Genomic DNA, 15,330 nt, shown 5'->3' with positions numbered 1-15,330 from the left:
AACTGTCCAAGGACCAGGCCGACTACATCGGCGTCGCGCCCGAAGGACCGTTCAAGCCGGAACACTACCGGTATTGAGGGAGGGCGAAATGAGCAATCGCACACCGCATATCGTCGGCCTGGGCAATGCCCTGGTCGATGTCGTCGCCGCCGTGTCGCCCGAGGTGCTCAGCCGTCACGGGCTGACACCGGGCGGGATGCACCTGGTCGAGGCCGAGGCCGCCCATGCCCTGTTCAAGGAGGTCGGACCGGGCGTGCGCCAGTCCGGCGGCTCTGTCGCCAATACCATCGCGCATCTGGCCGATACGCCGGTGCGGGGCACCTACATCGGCAAGGTCGCCGATGACGATCTCGGCGCGACCTTTCTCGACGAGATGGTCGGTCTTGAACTGGCCGCGCCTGTCGCGGTCGCCCAAAACGACGATCACGGGACCGGGCGCTGCGTGGTTCTTGTGACCCCGGATGGCGAACGTACCATGAGCACCTACCTCGGTGCGGCGACGACCCTGATGCCTTTCGAGGCACGCGCGGCGTTGCCGGAGGAGTTCGATATCCTCTTCATCGAGGGCTATATCTGGGACGCTCCGCATGGCGCCGCCGTGATCGAAACGCTGGCCCAGATGGCAAAGGCCGCGGGCGCGACCGTGGCGCTGACGCCGTCCGATGCAGGCTGCGTGGAGCGCAACATCGGGGTGATGCGCAACACCGTTTCGCGCTATGTCGACGTACTGATCGGCAATCATGCCGAAATCGGTGCACTGGCGGAGAACGACAACGCCGAGGCGGCGCTGGACTGGGCCATGTCCAAGGTCGCCGTCGCCGCCGTCACCGAGCACGAAAAGGGCTCGTGGGTGGCTGATGCGAATGGCCGGCATCATGTGCCCGCGGCCCCTGTCGCCCAGGTGATCGACACCACCGGCGCGGGTGACGCCTATGCCAGCGGCTTCCTTGCAGGGCTGGCTCAGGGCTTGCCGGTGGACCGGGCCGGAGGCATGGGCGCAGGGCTGGCGGCCAGCGTGCTCGGCCACTATGGCGCGCGCGACGGTGCGGCAGCCCGGGCCATCGCCCTTCCGGCGGCCTGAGCCGGCCCCCGAACTGGCCAACAAACAGACCGGCCGGAGCGTGATCATCGCTCCGGCCCACTGCTGCCCCCGGCACGCCGGACCCAGCGAGAGGACACTGTCATGACCGTGCAAACCCCTGTTGCCCCTTTCTTTACCGAAAAACTGTCGTCCAGAGATCCGGAAATCCGGCAGGCGATCACCGGCGAGCTTGGCCGGCAGCGCGACGAGATCGAGCTGATCGCCTCCGAGAACATCGTCTCGCGCGCGGTGATGGAGGCGCAGGGTTCGGTGATGACGAACAAATACGCCGAAGGCTATCCCGGCCGGCGCTACTATGGCGGCTGCCAGTGGGTCGACGTGGCCGAAAACCTGGCCATCGACCGGGCGAAACAGCTCTTCGACTGCGGCTTTGCCAACGTGCAGCCGAACTCGGGCAGCCAGGCCAACCAGGGTGTCTTCCAGGCGCTCCTGAAGCCCGGCGACACCATCCTGGGCATGAGCCTGGACGCCGGCGGCCATCTGACCCACGGTGCGAAACCGAACCAGTCCGGCAAGTGGTTCAACGCCGTGCAATACGGCGTCCGCCAGCAGGACAACACGCTGGACTACGACCAGGTCGCGGCGCTGGCGCAGGAGCACCAGCCGAAGATGATCATCGCCGGCGGGTCGGCCATCCCGCGGCAGATCGATTTCGCCCGCATGCGCGAGATCGCCGACAGCGTCGGCGCCTGGCTGCACGTCGACATGGCGCATTTCGCCGGTCTGGTGGCCGCGGGCGAACATCCCTCGCCTTTCCCGCATGCCCATGTGGCCACCACCACCACGCACAAGACCCTGCGCGGGCCGCGTGGGGGCATGATCCTGACCAATGATGAAGATATCGCAAAGAAAGTGAATTCGGCGATCTTCCCGGGTATCCAGGGCGGCCCCCTGATGCATGTGATCGCCGCCAAGGCGGTGGCCTTCGGCGAGGCGCTGCGGCCGGACTTCAAGACCTACCAGCAGAACGTGATCCGGAACGCGCAGGCGCTGTCGGACCAGCTGATCAAGGGCGGGCTGGACACGGTCACGCATGGCACCGACACGCATGTGGTGCTGGTCGACCTGCGGCCCAAGGGCGTCAAGGGCAATGCCACCGAAAAGGCGCTGGGCCGCGCGCATATCACCTGCAACAAGAACGGCGTGCCCTTCGATCCGGAAAAGCCCACCGTGACCAGCGGCATCCGGCTGGGATCGCCGGCGGGCACCACCCGCGGCTTCGGCGAGGCCGAGTTCCGCCAGATCGCCGACTGGATCATCGAGGTGGTCGACGGCCTGGCCGCCAACGGCGAGGACGGCAACGCCAAGGTCGAGGCCAAGGTCCGCGCCGAGGTCGACGCCCTCTGCAAACGCTTCCCGATCTATCCCGAGCTCTGAACCCGGATTGGCGTTTGGTGCGGTCCCCTTTCAGCCGTTTCCTTTCATACCCTGCTGGCGCATCTCCACTTGATGCGCCAGCGCGTCAACAGCACGGTGCAGCAGGATGGTCAGGAGCGCGACCACCAGAACCGCGGCGAACATCAGGTCGATCTTGGCCCGTCCGTTGGCCAGCAACATCAGGTAGCCCAGCCCGCGCGAGGCGCCGACCCATTCGCCGATGATCGCCCCGATCGGCGCGTAGACCGCCGCCAGCCGCAGCCCCGACATCAGGCCGGGCAGCGCCGCGGGCATCCGAACACACCACAGGATGCGGGTCCGACCCGCCCCCATGATCCGTGCCTGCGAGACCCAGGCGGGCGGCGTCTTGATCAGCGCATCGTAGAAGGCCGAGGTCACCGGAAAATAGATAATGAGCAGCGCCATGGCGATCTTGGATCCCAGCCCGTAGCCGAACCAGAGGGTAAAGATCGGCGCAAGGGCGAAGACGGGAATGGCCTGGCTGAAGACGAGCAAGGGCCTCAGCGCCCGCGCGGCGACCGGCGACAGGGCCAGCAGCGTGGCGGAGATCCAGCCGAGAACGGCACCCAGCAAGAGCCCGAGCAGAACCTCGGAAATCGTGATGCGCGCATGTTCGACCAGCAATGCCCGATTGTCCCATAGCGCCTCTGCCACGCGCAGCGGCCCCGGCAGGATGAAAGAGGGCATGTCGAGCGCAAGAATGATACCTTGCCAGAGCGCGAGGCCGATCAACAGCGGAAGGCCGATGCGCAACAGGTTCATGCGACCTCCAGCAACAGGCGGGTGAGGCGTCCGGTTGTTGAAAGGGTGTCCGGATCGTCGGGTACACGAGGGATCGGTGCGGCGCCTTCCGGGTCGATTGTCTCGATGCCCCCTGCGGTCAGGATCAGGATGCGTTCACCCAGCCTTGCGGCCTCTGCCGGGTCGTGGGTGACATGTAGGACCGTCCGACCGCCCAGTTCGACTGCGGCCAGGTCCTGCATCCGCGCCCGTGTCGCCACGTCGAGCGCAGAGAAAGGCTCATCCAGCAGCACCACCGGTCGGTCCTCGTATAGAGTCCGGGCCAGGGCCGCGCGTTGCCGTTGCCCGCCGGACAGAGCGTGCGGCTTGCGTCCTGCCAGATCGGTCAGGCCGACGCGGGCCAGAAGAGTGCGGGCGCGGTCCCGGTCAGGCGCTTCGCGGCGCATTCGCGCGCCAAGCGTCACGTTTTGGGCCACGGTGAGCCAGGGCAGCAGGCCGTCGGACTGCGCCATCAAGGCCACGCGCCCGGCCAGGGGACGCCCGTCACCGGCTTCGATCCGCCCGTCGAGGGTCAAGCCGTCGGTCAGGCCGGCCAGGCAGTGCAGCAGGGTGGACTTGCCCATCCCCGAAGGTCCCAGCAGGCAGGTCCAGCGTCCCGGCTCTGCCCGCATCGCAACGGGGCCGAGCAGGACCGTATCGCCCAAAGTGACGCGACCGGAGAAGGCAAGCCCCGGTGGCTTCACGGGGCCAACCCCATGTCCCAGAACCCGATTTCCAGCCGCGTTGCCGTGGCAAAGCGGCGGCAGAGGTCGGTCCAGCGCGGGCTGTCTTTGGGCGCGGGACCCAGCCTGCGCGCCACCGCGCCGTCGATCAGCGCGCCGACCTCGGTGCACAGCGCCTGGTATTCGGCGCTGCCATAGGTGCCGATCCAGTCGCGATAGGTGTCCGATGTGGCCTCGTTGGCCAGCCGCGCCCCGATTTCGCCGTAGCCCAGCACGCAGGGCGCCAGGGCCGCCAACAGATCTGCGAAGTCACCGGCGTGACCCGCGTCCAGAACGTAGCGCGTATAGGCGAGGTTTTCCGGCCGTTCCTCGGCGGCCTGCAGGGTCGCCTCGTCGATCCCTTCTGCGGCGCAGGTCTGCACGTGCAGCCGCATTTCCTCGTCGATCAGCGCCTGTGTTGTCGCCGCACAGGCGCGCATTTCTTCTATTGTTCCGGCTTTGGTGACGGCCAGCCCCCAAGCCCGTGCGAAATGGACGAGAAAGACGTAGTCCTGGACAAGATAATGCAGAAAGGCAGCGCGCGGCAGGCTCCCGTCAGAGAGCCCTTCGACAAAGGCGTGGCGGGTATAGTTCTGCCAGTTCTCGCCCGACGCGGCGCGCCACAGGGGGAAGGTACGACCGTAACTCATTGATCCGCATCCGTCATGATGGCGAGGTCCGAAACAGGCCGGATCTCTTCGATCAGATCCACCGACTTCAGGAACCGCTCGAACCGGGCATAGCGGCCGGTGTCCAGCGCGGCAGGGCGCAGGGCAAAGCGCGGAAGCGTGTCCTGCCAGGCCTTCGCGTTCAATTCGTCGTCGAGTTCGGCAGAGGAGGCGGCGAAGATTTCCCAGCTTTCCTGCGGATGGTTGACGATGTATTGCACGGCCTCTTCGGTGGCCGCCAGGAACCGGTCGATCATGTCGGGATCCATCCGGTTGGGATTGGCGACGTAGATCAACTCGTCGTAGGCGGGGACGCCTTCTTCCTCGGGGTAGAAACAGCGGCCGGCGACGCCCTCGATCTCCATCTGGTTCAGTTCGAAATTCCGGAAAGCACCGATGACCGCGTCCACTTGGCCCGACATGATAGAGGGCGAGAGCGCCCAGTTGACGTTGACCAGCTCGATATCCTGCATCCCGAGACCGGCAGGGGCCAGCATGGCCGACAAAAGCGCCTCTTCGACACCGGCGACCGAGAAGCCGACCTTGCGGCCCTTGAGGTCCGCGATTTCCGCGATTGGACCGTTGTCGAGGACCAGCAGGCAGTTCAGCGGCGTGGCGACCAGCGTGCCGACGCGTTTCAGCGGCAGACCTTCCGCCACTTGCAGGTGCAATTGCGGCTGGTAGGAGATGGCGAGGTCGGCCTTGCCGGCCGCCGCCATCTTGGGCGGGTCGGCGGGGTCGGCCGGGGCCACGATCTCGACCTCCAGACCGGCATCGGCGAAATAGCCCTTTTCCTTGGCAATGATGATCGGCCCGTGATCGGGGTTCACGAACCAGTCGAGAACAAGGGTCATCTTGTCGGCAGCCGCGGCAGGCGCGGCGCAAAGGCAGAACAGCAGGGTCAGGACTCTCATGAGGTCGCTCCGGTTTGGTCGCCAAGGGCGACAAGGGTAATTTCTCCGTCCCAGACGCGCGAAAGCCGTTCGGCCGCGGTCCAGGAACGTTGGCCCGAGCGGCAGCACAGCACCGCGCGCTGGCCGGGGGCGGGCACCGGGCCGTCCGGGCCGAGGTCATCGGCCGCAAGGCGCAAGGCACCGTCGCGGACAAGCGGCCCTTCGTCGGGCGCGCGCAAATCCACGACGAAATCGCCGGCTGCGATGGCGGTGGGACTGATGAAGCGGAAACAGTTGTCCGGTTCGGGCGCACCGACGAACGAGAACCCGCCGAACCGATGCGCCCGCCCGTCATAGCTTGTGACCCGGCCCAGAGGTGAGGGACCGATCCCTGCAAGCACGGTCAGCGCCATCTGGGCCTGCAGACTGCCGATGACCCCGACGACCGGGCCCAGCACACCGTCTTCGGCGCAGGAGCCCAGCCGCTCGGGCAGGTCGGGGAAGATCGCGCGCAACGAGGGCGCCCCGCCGCAGAAACCGCCGCAATAGCCTTCTGTCCCGGTGACCGAAGCACTGATGAGCGGCAACCCGAGTTCCTGGCAGAGTTCCGACAGGATGTAGCTGGCGGCGAAACTGTCGGCGCAGTCCAGCACCAGAGTCACGCCCGCTGCCAGCGCCGCGGCGTTGCCCGGATCAAGCGCGACAGTCACCGGTTCTATCCGGCAATCAGGGTTCAGCCCGTCCAGCGACCTTGCGGCGGCTGTGGCCTTTGGCTGGCCGAGGTCCCCCGCGCGAAAGACCGTCTGCCGGTGCAGGTTGCTTTCGTCCACGTGATCGGGATCAACCAGCCGGAGATGCCCGACACCGGCACCGGCAAGATATTGCAGAACCGGTGCCGCCAGCCCGCCGGCGCCCACCACCAGAACAGAGGCCGCGTGTAGCCGATCCTGTCCCGCCGCGCCCAGTTCCGGTACCGCGATCTGCCGGACGTAGCGGGTCATCGCGTCACCTCGATCCATTCGCGGATGCGCGCCTCGGGGTCGGCGTTCAGGGTGATATCCGTCACGACCGATACTATGTCGGCCCCGGCTGCGAAGGCCTGCGGCGCGCGGGCGGTCGACAGCCCGCCGATGGCCACCAGCGGCAGATCGCCAACCCTACGCTTCCAGTCTGTCACGCGGTCCAGACCTTGTTCGTGCCACTTCATCTTCTTCAGGATGGTCGGCCAGACCGGACCCAGGGCCACGTAATCCGGCCTGCACTCCAGCGCGCGGGTCAGTTCGGCCTCGTCATGGGTGGAAATGCCCAGCTTCAGCCCGGCGCCGCGGATTGCTTGCAGGTCGGCCGTGTCGAGGTCCTCTTGCCCCAGGTGCACCCAGCCGCAGCCCAACTCCGCCGCCAGCCGCCAGTGGTCGTTGACCACCAGAACCGCACCCGCCGCCCGGCAGAGATCGCGCGATCGTTGGATGAACGCGCGGAGGTCGGCCTCGGGGCGGTCCTTCATACGCAGTTGCACCAGCTTGACGCCGAGGGGCAGCGCCCGTTCCAGCCAGTCGGGGTGATCGAAAATCGGATAAAAGCGATCCAGCGTCATTCCAGCACCGCCAGTCCCAGCACGGGGGTAGAGGGGGCGGCCATGTCGCGCGGTTCCATCGGATCGGCAGAGCGCGCCAGCCGTCCGGCCTCCAGCGCGCGGGCGAACCCCTCGGCCATGGCCGCAGGATCGCCGGCCTTGGCCACCGCCGTGTTCAGCAGCACGGCGTCAAAGCCCAACTCCATCGCCTGTGCCGCCTGGCTGGGCAGGCCCAGCCCCGCATCGATCACCATCGGTACCTCGGGAAACTGCGCGCGCAGAGTGCGCAGACCGTAGACGTTGTTCAGACCCAGCCCGGTGCCGATGGGGGCGCCCCAGGGCATCAGGACCTCGCAGCCCGCATCCAACAGGCGACCGCCAAGGATCCCGTCCTCGGTCGTGTAGGGAAAGACCTTGAAGCCGTCCGCGCAGAGGATCCGCGCCGCTTCGACCAGTTCGAAGGGATCGGGCTGCAGTGTGTCCGCGTGGCCGATCACCTCGAGCTTGATCCAGTCCGTGCCGAAGATCTCGCGCGCCATATGGGCGGTTGTCACCGCCTCATGTGCGGAATGACAGCCGGCGGTGTTGGGGAGGACGGGGATACCCAGACCGCGGATCAAGTCCCAGAACCCCTGGCCGTCACCGCCCGCTGCCTCGCGCCGGAGCGACACCGTCACGACGCCCGCGCCGGAGCGGTGAAACGCCTCGGCCAGCACCGCGGGAGAGGGGTACTGAGCCGTGCCCAGCATCAGGGGGGATGCGATTTCGGTTCCGTAGAAAACGGGCATGTCAGCCTCCCTGCCGGGGTGCGAGGATTTCCAGCCGGTCGCCTTCGGCCAAGGCATGCTGGGCGCGCGCGGCGGTGGGCACGAAGGTCTCGTTCACCGCCGTCGCGACGCGCGCCTGTCCGTAGCCCAGTTCGTCCAGGGCCGTGGCAAGGTCGGTCGCCGCGATATCTGTGGGTGCGCCGTTCAAGATGATCTTCATTGCAGGAACTCCGAGTGCTCGCCGTCCAGCACCAGCCCTGCCACCATCCGCGCCATCGCGGGGGCCAGCAGGAAGCCGTGCCGGAACAGGCCGTTGACATGGATGCGGTCGCCTTGCGGGACGATCCGCGGCAGGTTGTCGGGAAAGGCGGGGCGCGCATCGGCGCCGATTTCCAGCACCTCGGCCTCGGCAAAGGCCGGGTGCAGGGCATAGGCGGCGTTCAGCAGTTCCGCCACCGAACGCAGGGTAGGGGGGCCACGCCCGTCGCTCTCGACCTGGGTGGCGCCCAGCATGTAGACACCGTCCCCTCGCGGCACGAGATAGAGAGGGTGGCGCGGATGCAGCATCCGCATCGTCCGGCGCAGCGTAACCTCCGGCGCGCGCAGCACCGCCATCTCGCCACGAACGCCACGCAACTGGGGCAGCCGGTCGCGCGCGGCAAGGCCCCGGCAATCGATCACGGTGCCGTTCAGGTCGCCGTTCGCCGCGACACAAACACCGCGTGCAGCAAGGCCCTGTCGCAAGGTGCCCAGCGCGGTCCGCGGATCAATATGTGACTCTTGGGCAAAGTGAAGACCGCCAGAGACCCGCCCCGAAAGAACCGGCTCAAGCGCGGCGAGTTGCTCGCCATCAAGGCGCCGATGCCCCTCCGTCCGTCGGGCGAAACGGTCCAACTCTCCCCGGTCGCGGCCAAGGGCGACCACCAGCGTTCCATCCCGCGCCACCGGCACGCCAGCCGCCTGCCACCAGTCCGCGGCTTGCGCGCCCAGACGTGTCACCGGCTCTTCCGCTGCTTCGCCTTCGCAGAACGGGGCCAGCATTCCGCCAGCCCACCAGGAACAGCATTCAGGACCGGGCCCGCCCGCGGGATCAAGGATGCGGACCGCCGCGCCCCTGTCCGCCAGTTCATGCGCGACGCACAACCCAGCGACTCCGGCGCCCAGGATCGTGACTTCCGCGCTCATGCCCAGACCTCGTGGAAATGGTGCACTGGCCCGTGACCGCGTCCGACCTCCAGCCGGTCCGCCGCGGCGATGGCCCCGTGCAGCCAGCCATGCGCGCGGCGGACAGCGGCCTCCGGTGCAGCGCCCTTGGCCATTTCGGCCGCGATGGCCGAGGACAGGGAGCAGCCCGTGCCATGGGTGTTGCGCGTGGTCAGGCGCGGCGCCTCGAAAGCAGTGAAACCAGCCTCTGTCACCAGCAGGTCGCGGCAGGTTTCACCTTCGGCGTGGCCGCCTTTCATGAGCACCGCGTCCGGCCCGAGCGCTCGCAGCGCCGCGCCTTGCGCTTCCATCCTTTCAGACGTGGTTGCGGGATCGTGTTCCAGAAGCCGGGCGGCCTCGGGCAAGTTCGGGGTCAGCATCGTTGCGCGGGGCAGCAGGTGATCGCGCAACGCCGTGACCGCCGACGCGTCCAGCAGAGCATCCCCGGACTTCGCAACCATCACCGGGTCCAGGACCACCGGACCGGCGAAGCCCTGCAAGGCCTGCGCCACCGCCTCGATGATCTCGACCGCGCCCAGCATCCCGATCTTCACCGCGTCGATGTCAATGTCGTCGAGCACCGAGCGGATCTGCGCCGCCACCATCTCTTGGGCCAGCGTCGCGACGGATTGAACGCCCACCGTGTTCTGTGCGGTGACGGCCGTGATCGCCGTGGCACCGTAGACGCCAAGCGCCGAGGCGGCCTTGAGATCGGCCTGAATGCCAGCGCCTCCACCGCTGTCGGAGCCTGCAATGATCAGGAGTTTCGCGACCTTTTCCATTTTCTCCTCCGCACAAGGGCACGCGGGAAGAGTCTGGAAAACGGGCAGGCGGTTTGCCTGCGTGCGCGATCTCCGTTCCCTACGCCGGCATTGCCCGGATCAGGTTCGATGGGTCGGCGCGATGCCTCTCAGCCCTGTTGCAGGGCACCCCAACGGATTTGGCGGCACCGTAGCGCCTCGCCGCGGCAGTGGCAACCGGGGGATAATCCCGGAACCAATTGACCTGTTCCCCAAACCGATGACGGCGCTTTGCCTCTGGAGCCGGCGGGCAGGCGAGATGGCGAGGTCGAATGTGAAAAAGGTGTGAATTCCGCGCCGCGGCAAACGAAAATGTTCGGGCTCCGTGGCAAATGCGCTACACTAAGGGTGATTGAAGCGTTTCCAGGCGTCGAAAGCATGGCACCGACATATGAACTGAAGCTCTTCGGACCGATCCAGGTTCTCGACAGAGAGGGCAGGGATATTTTGACGGGCACGTGCGGAGAGAAGGCCAAGGGACTGCTGGCAATCCTCGCAATTTATGGTGACCGACCCTGTTCCAGGGCCATGCTTCAAGACAAGCTCTGGAGTGACAGGGGGGAACAACAAGCCCGCAACAGCCTTAGACAAGCCCTGTCTCAATTGCGGCGCATGTTCCGGCAAGACGCAAAGCGGATCTTGCTCACGGATGGCGGGCCGGTCCTCCTGGCCCGGGATCATCTGAAAATCGACTACTTCGATCCAGACGTAAATGCCGCCTCTCGACGGGAATTCCTAGAAGGGATCGATATCAAGGATCCCCAATTCAATATCTGGCTCTCCGAAATGCGCGTCAATTCGGAAGGATCCGATGCAAGGCCGACGGTATCCCATACCAGCGGCACCGACTGCGAAAACGGACCACGGCTGAGCCTGGGTATCCTGCCGGTATTAACGTCCGTGAACGATGATACGGCGAAACTGGTTGCCAACTTGGTGATCGACAAGATTGCGACGAACCTCAGGTACTACGAAGTTTTCGACATCCATGATTTCCGTGATGTCGCCGCCGCCGGGGCCCGTCCTGCGGATCTGTTCCTGAAGGTCCAGGCCCTGTCTCTTGGTGCGGCGACAAGCCTGTCGTTCAAGATTTTCAAGGTGGAGAACCAGTTTGTAATCTGGAGCAAACAACGCCAGCTCGAAACGGCATCTCTGGCAACCGAACTCCTGTCAGAGATGACGGCGCAACTGGTCGACGAGATCTGCAACAAGCTTCTTCATTCCGGGCTCGGCGGGATGACCGCCGAGCGCGAGGCTGCACGCAACCTCATCGAAGGCGTCGATCGCCTGATGCGGCGGTCGGAGCGGTCCCTTGCCGAAGCGACCCATGCGCTTGAAAAAGCGTGCGATCTGCAACCAAAGGCGTCTTACTTCGCCTGGAGCGCCTATTCTTCGGCTCATCTTCTCGAGGCCAAAGTGCTCGACCTCAACGAGATCCGGGCGCGGGCCGATTTCTGGGCCGCCCGTGCGATCGAGGCTGATCCGCACAATCCGCTGGCACGCTCGCTGCTTTCGCATGTCTACAGCTTTGTCTTCCGGGACTTCGGACGCGCCGCTGCCCTCATTGCGCCTCTTCAATCGGATCCTCCGGACCTTGCCTTGTATCACTACGCCAAAGGAACGCTCGCCTGCTACACCGGTGACTACGACACCGCGAAAGTCGCAGCGGCGCGCGCAGTTCGCTTCGGCCGCGACAGCCCTTACCAGTATCTGTTCGGCTCTCTCAGGCAAATGGCGCATTCCCTGTCCGGCAGCTTCGAAAAGGCGATCCAATATGGGACGAGGTCCTTGTCCCAGCAGATCCCGGGGACACAGCCTTTTTTGCCGACACTGCGCTACCTGGCCGCAAACTATGCCCAATCCGGGGATTTGGTCTCGGCGGCAGCGACCTATCGAAGGATCGAGAAGCGGGACCCGGGTTTCACATGGCGCAGGCTTGAGGATCCGGCTGCGCCAGTTCCCGCGGACCATGTGCGCCGCTTCCTGATTTCCGGCCTGCGCACTGCCGAGAAGGCCGCCAGTTGACCCCCCCAAAACCGGAGGAACCACCAATGTCGGAAGAACATCGCCTAGACGGGCCCAGCCTTCGGCTTGGGCGGAGAGGGAAGCTCTTCCGCCATGACGGAAAAGAACAAAGGGATGTTGCACCGCTTGCGCGGGCCACGACGCCGGGGCCAAGCGCCCATGCCCACGCCCATGCCCATGCGCATTTCAACGCGCATGCCCACGCGCACGCCCATTTCAGCGCCAGCACGCAGGGCGCGGGCACGGCGCCGACTGGCTCTCCGGCGTTGAACGGCGATCCGGTTCCGGCATTCGGTGATCAGGTCATCTCGACTTGGCGCGAATTGCGGGACCTCGTGCAATTGAGAGACATCGCCATTGAAACGACGGCGGCTGCGGAGTTTGAAGGCACGCTCAATACCGCAAAGAACGAGGATGCCGGTCTTGCAAAGGCCCACAACGCCTATGTGTCGAACATAGCGAAACAGAAACTCAGCAAGAATGTCTATGCGTATGAGCGTCTGCCGCTGCAGCCGCCGCCGGGCATGCAGGAAACCCGCGAAGAAGTGCGCGAACTGCACCGCAAACAGACCCGTCTGCGTGGGGATGAATTCCGTCAGAAAGAGATCATCCGCCAGGTCGCGGCAAACAATCCGACGGACATGCTACGGCGCCTCGGGATCGAGGAATTGGCGGGCTATCGGGCGACGCGCGCTTTGATCTCCACCGTGCTGCAACTGTCCGAACGGGTCGGCTATGTCTACAAGACCCGCTATACACGGCCCCGGCCTTCGCATGTCGACAATGCGCTGCGGCCGTTCATCGGAATCCCGCCGCACCCGTCCTATCCTTCGAACCACGCGTTCCAGGATACCTGCGTGGCGCTGGTGCTGTCGCGGGCCATTCCCGAATACACCGCGACGCAGGAACTGTTCCACGTCGCGCAGCGCATCGGCGAGAACCGCGAATACGCCGGCTTGCACTACAAGTCCGACACCGAGGCCGGGGTCGAGCTTGCGGGAAAGTTCGCACCCTACCTGTTCTATGCCTGCCGCTACCAGATGCGGGCCGTTCAGCGCGAGTGGTACGAGGGGAGGAGTTGACATGGCCGATGGTGATTGCACGACCTGCGAGGACCGCGAAGGTCTATTCTACCTCTGGCACCTTCAGGCGCTTGGATTTCTTGTAGAACCTTGGGAAGCTGTGGATTCAGAGGACTGCGCGGAGCCTTACGAAGGCAAGCCAAAGGAAGAGTGGAAAAAGATTTTCGACCCAGATGGCCAGTTCAAGGCCGTGACGGTGGCGATTATCGACAATGGCTGTGCCGGAAGCGGCCCGGCCGCCGCTTCCAAGGGGGCCAACCACTTCGAGCATCCGAATCTCGCCTCGGAGCGATTGATCCATCCGGTGGATTTCACCGGGTTCCTCGAGGGTGCGGTCTATGCCGGGAGAGACTACGACTGGCCTCGTATACAGGAGTGGATCGCCGGCGACCAGGACTTGCTAGACGCGTTCGATGCGGTCGGCGACCCGTTGAGGTCGGTTCTTCACGACATCTTGGGAAATTGCCTGAAGACGCACAAATACCTTGAACTGCCTGATCCCTCTGACAGGTTCGCGGCCCACGGTACCGCTTGCGCCGGCCTGGTTGCGGCCAGCCCTGGGGGATACGGAAAAAAGGAGTGCATCGACGATGGCGCCGCGACACAAACCGATGCGAAGCCCTCCGCCGCACCCGAGCCCGCCCAGGGTGAAGGTCGTGATCGCCAGAACGGATCCTCACGGCCACTCGAAAGTGGCGCGGACAGGTCCGCCAATCGCAATCCGAATGCCATCGGCTACGCGGGCATTCATCCGACGGCGAATATCATTCCGATCAGCACCGTCTACAATACCGAATACTGGCCCCTGATCATGGCGCTGCTCTGGGCGGTGGGGCACGACGCGGACGTGATCCTGATCCCGCGCGGCGTTTCCGATCTGCCCGCGACGGAAGAGGACGGCGGAAAGTCTCGCCCGCCGAGCGAGAAGGAACTGCGTGAGGACCTGTCCTTGAGAGGCACGAGGCTGCTAGCCGGTGGCGCGCGCTCCGCGGAAAAGCATCTGTTCGAGACACTTCTGTCCGTCATTTCGGAAAAGATACCGGTCGTGATGGCGGCAGGGAACAGCGGGTCGGACACGCTGGACTACCCGGCCAACCTTGTCTTGACGGGCAAGAATGGTGGCGGTCCGGTCGCCGAAAACCTGATCGTGGTGGGGGCCGTCAATGCCCGGGGCGCCCACGCATCCTACAGCGCAGGCTATGACGCGAGAGGCACCTTGTTCTATGCGCCATCGGACGATGCACAGGAAGTTTCCGACCGGTACCACCGATACGACGACATCACATGGCGCGGGCGCAACCTGGACATGGACGTGAGCGTGCCGGAGGGGGCAGGCGACCGTGGTCCTTACTCGCCCTACGGGCTGATTGCGATCGATATTCCCGGTCAGTATGGTTATGCGGCCGAAGCGGGCGAAGAGGACGACTTTGCCGAAGAGGGGGCGGACAAACGCCCCGTCCTCAGGACTTCGGGTGATCGCAACCCGGACGATCCGATCCCGTACCACACCGAGGTCATGCCACGGTCGCTTTACACCGTGTTCGGCGGAACCTCTGCCGCATCGTGCCAGATCGCCGGTTTGCTCGCCTTGCTGCAGCAAAAGCAGCGTAATGCCGGTGAGCGTTTGTTGAGCGGAAAAGAAGCTAGGGAAGAACTTGAAAAAGCCCGGGTGCCTGCGCCGGATATGGAAAAAGGCGCGCAGGACGCCGGATACGGCATGCAAATCGTCTCGGGTAAGGCGCTGCTCTCACTGTAGACCCTTTGACGGCGCGATTGCCGGGCGGTGTCCCTTGGCCATCGCCCGGCAAAGGCCGTTCATCCCACAGAGACAACTGACGTTTCAGAACGGGTGTCTTGATCAAATGGCCGGTGAGACGCGCTTATTGCCCTTGAGAACGCACCAAATCGGCATTTTCATCTCTTTCACGGCTCGTTTCGCGTTGTTTTCACACCTGTTTGACACCCCTTTGACAGTCCGTTCCTGCCTCCATGGTTGAATGGAGATACGCGCAGAAGCCTGTGTGTCACCCAACTCAAAAAGCCTGGAGGAAGTACAATGTTCACGAAAGCTGCTTTGATCGCCACGATGTTCGCCATTTCCGGACCGGCATTCGCAAATGAAACCGTCGACTTGATGGCAAAACAACTGGGCCTGCCGCCCGGCGTCTACACGCTGGCCGAAATCGTCCAGATCCAGAATGAAAAGCCCAGCAACCGGAAGACCCGGATCGAGTTGATCGACCGGAAGAAAGCAACCTTCCAGCGGGCCGTTCATGACGCGATGACGTCCAGTCCGCCAGTCGTTTCCACAAGGTGA

Annotated in this window: 17 protein-coding genes and 1 riboswitch; of the genes, 7 read left to right on the top strand and 10 right to left on the bottom strand. The window is 64.9% G+C overall.

Annotation, left to right across the window (positions count from 1 at the left end; translation table 11 throughout):
- The 3 genes from RBB42_RS21905 to glyA form a co-directional block, all read left to right on the top strand.
- Positions 1 to 77 (top strand): adenosylhomocysteinase (locus RBB42_RS21905; protein ID WP_305971653.1); only part of this gene is annotated, 77 nt, incomplete at its 5' end.
- Between the two features lie 11 nt (positions 78 to 88).
- Positions 89 to 1,081 (top strand): adenosine kinase, encoded by a 993-nt coding sequence (locus RBB42_RS21900; RefSeq protein WP_305971613.1) that lies wholly within the window; start codon positions 89 to 91, stop codon positions 1,079 to 1,081.
- A gap of 102 nt (positions 1,082 to 1,183) precedes the next feature.
- A complete protein-coding gene (gene glyA, locus RBB42_RS21895; protein WP_305971614.1) occupies positions 1,184 to 2,479 on the top strand; it encodes a serine hydroxymethyltransferase in 1,296 nt (431 codons plus the stop codon).
- 30 nt (positions 2,480 to 2,509) lie between these two features.
- Here glyA and RBB42_RS21890 read toward each other — a convergent pair whose 3' ends face one another.
- Genes RBB42_RS21890 through thiD form a run of 10 tightly spaced genes read right to left on the bottom strand, consistent with a single transcriptional unit; the run spans position 2,510 to position 9,888 of the window.
- Positions 2,510 to 3,262, bottom strand: a complete 753-nt coding sequence (locus tag RBB42_RS21890) for an ABC transporter permease (RefSeq protein ID WP_305971615.1) — start codon at positions 3,260 to 3,262, stop codon at positions 2,510 to 2,512.
- Positions 3,259 to 3,984, bottom strand: coding sequence for an ABC transporter ATP-binding protein (locus RBB42_RS21885; protein WP_371931814.1), 726 nt, complete (start codon positions 3,982 to 3,984; stop codon positions 3,259 to 3,261). The genes RBB42_RS21890 and RBB42_RS21885 overlap by 4 nt, the downstream gene beginning before the upstream one ends.
- Positions 3,981 to 4,652 (bottom strand): thiaminase II, encoded by a 672-nt coding sequence (tenA, locus tag RBB42_RS21880; protein ID WP_305971616.1) that lies wholly within the window; start codon positions 4,650 to 4,652, stop codon positions 3,981 to 3,983. The genes RBB42_RS21885 and tenA overlap by 4 nt, the downstream gene beginning before the upstream one ends.
- Positions 4,649 to 5,584, bottom strand: coding sequence for an ABC transporter substrate-binding protein (locus tag RBB42_RS21875; protein ID WP_306043828.1), 936 nt, complete (start codon positions 5,582 to 5,584; stop codon positions 4,649 to 4,651). Before RBB42_RS21875 ends, tenA begins: the two co-directional genes overlap by 4 nt.
- A complete protein-coding gene (locus RBB42_RS21870) occupies positions 5,581 to 6,564 on the bottom strand; it encodes a HesA/MoeB/ThiF family protein (RefSeq protein WP_305971618.1) in 984 nt (327 codons plus the stop codon). The genes RBB42_RS21875 and RBB42_RS21870 overlap by 4 nt, the downstream gene beginning before the upstream one ends.
- On the bottom strand, positions 6,561 to 7,157 hold the full coding sequence (locus RBB42_RS21865) for a thiamine phosphate synthase (protein WP_305971619.1): 597 nt from the start codon (positions 7,155 to 7,157) through the stop codon (positions 6,561 to 6,563). Before RBB42_RS21865 ends, RBB42_RS21870 begins: the two co-directional genes overlap by 4 nt.
- Positions 7,154 to 7,924, bottom strand: a complete 771-nt coding sequence (locus RBB42_RS21860; protein WP_305971620.1) for a thiazole synthase — start codon at positions 7,922 to 7,924, stop codon at positions 7,154 to 7,156. Before RBB42_RS21860 ends, RBB42_RS21865 begins: the two co-directional genes overlap by 4 nt.
- Before the next feature lies 1 nt (position 7,925).
- Complete coding sequence (thiS, locus tag RBB42_RS21855) at positions 7,926 to 8,123, bottom strand: sulfur carrier protein ThiS (protein ID WP_305971621.1); 198 nt, start codon at positions 8,121 to 8,123, stop codon at positions 7,926 to 7,928.
- The gene (locus RBB42_RS21850; protein ID WP_305971622.1) at positions 8,120 to 9,088 is read right to left on the bottom strand and encodes an FAD-dependent oxidoreductase; all 969 of its coding nucleotides are present in this window, start codon (positions 9,086 to 9,088) and stop codon (positions 8,120 to 8,122) included. Before RBB42_RS21850 ends, thiS begins: the two co-directional genes overlap by 4 nt.
- Entirely contained in the window at positions 9,085 to 9,888 is an 804-nt protein-coding gene (gene thiD, locus RBB42_RS21845) for a bifunctional hydroxymethylpyrimidine kinase/phosphomethylpyrimidine kinase (RefSeq protein ID WP_305971623.1), read from the bottom strand. Before thiD ends, RBB42_RS21850 begins: the two co-directional genes overlap by 4 nt.
- 59 nt (positions 9,889 to 9,947) lie before the next feature.
- A riboswitch (TPP riboswitch) is annotated at positions 9,948 to 10,050 on the bottom strand.
- 234 nt (positions 10,051 to 10,284) lie between these two features.
- Between thiD and RBB42_RS21840 the strand changes: the two genes are divergently transcribed.
- The 4 genes from RBB42_RS21840 (at position 10,285) to RBB42_RS28160 (ending at position 15,330) form a co-directional block, all read left to right on the top strand.
- Positions 10,285 to 11,931 (top strand): AfsR/SARP family transcriptional regulator, encoded by a 1,647-nt coding sequence (locus RBB42_RS21840; protein ID WP_305971624.1) that lies wholly within the window; start codon positions 10,285 to 10,287, stop codon positions 11,929 to 11,931.
- Positions 11,932 to 11,957: 26 nt separating this feature from the next.
- Positions 11,958 to 13,013: a phosphatase PAP2 family protein gene (locus tag RBB42_RS21835; protein ID WP_305971625.1), complete on the top strand. Its 1,056-nt coding sequence runs from the start codon at positions 11,958 to 11,960 to the stop codon at positions 13,011 to 13,013.
- 1 nt (position 13,014) lies between these two features.
- Entirely contained in the window at positions 13,015 to 14,769 is a 1,755-nt protein-coding gene (locus RBB42_RS21830; protein ID WP_305971626.1) for a S8 family serine peptidase, read from the top strand.
- Positions 14,770 to 15,087: 318 nt separating this feature from the next.
- Positions 15,088 to 15,330 (top strand): hypothetical protein, encoded by a 243-nt coding sequence (locus RBB42_RS28160; RefSeq protein ID WP_371931813.1) that lies wholly within the window; start codon positions 15,088 to 15,090, stop codon positions 15,328 to 15,330.

It is taken from the genome of Mameliella sp. MMSF_3455 (assembly GCF_030733205.1).
Classification (GTDB): domain Bacteria; phylum Pseudomonadota; class Alphaproteobacteria; order Rhodobacterales; family Rhodobacteraceae; genus Antarctobacter.
The sequence above is the reverse complement of the archived record's forward strand: the minus strand, read 5'-3'. Positions and strand labels throughout refer to the sequence as shown.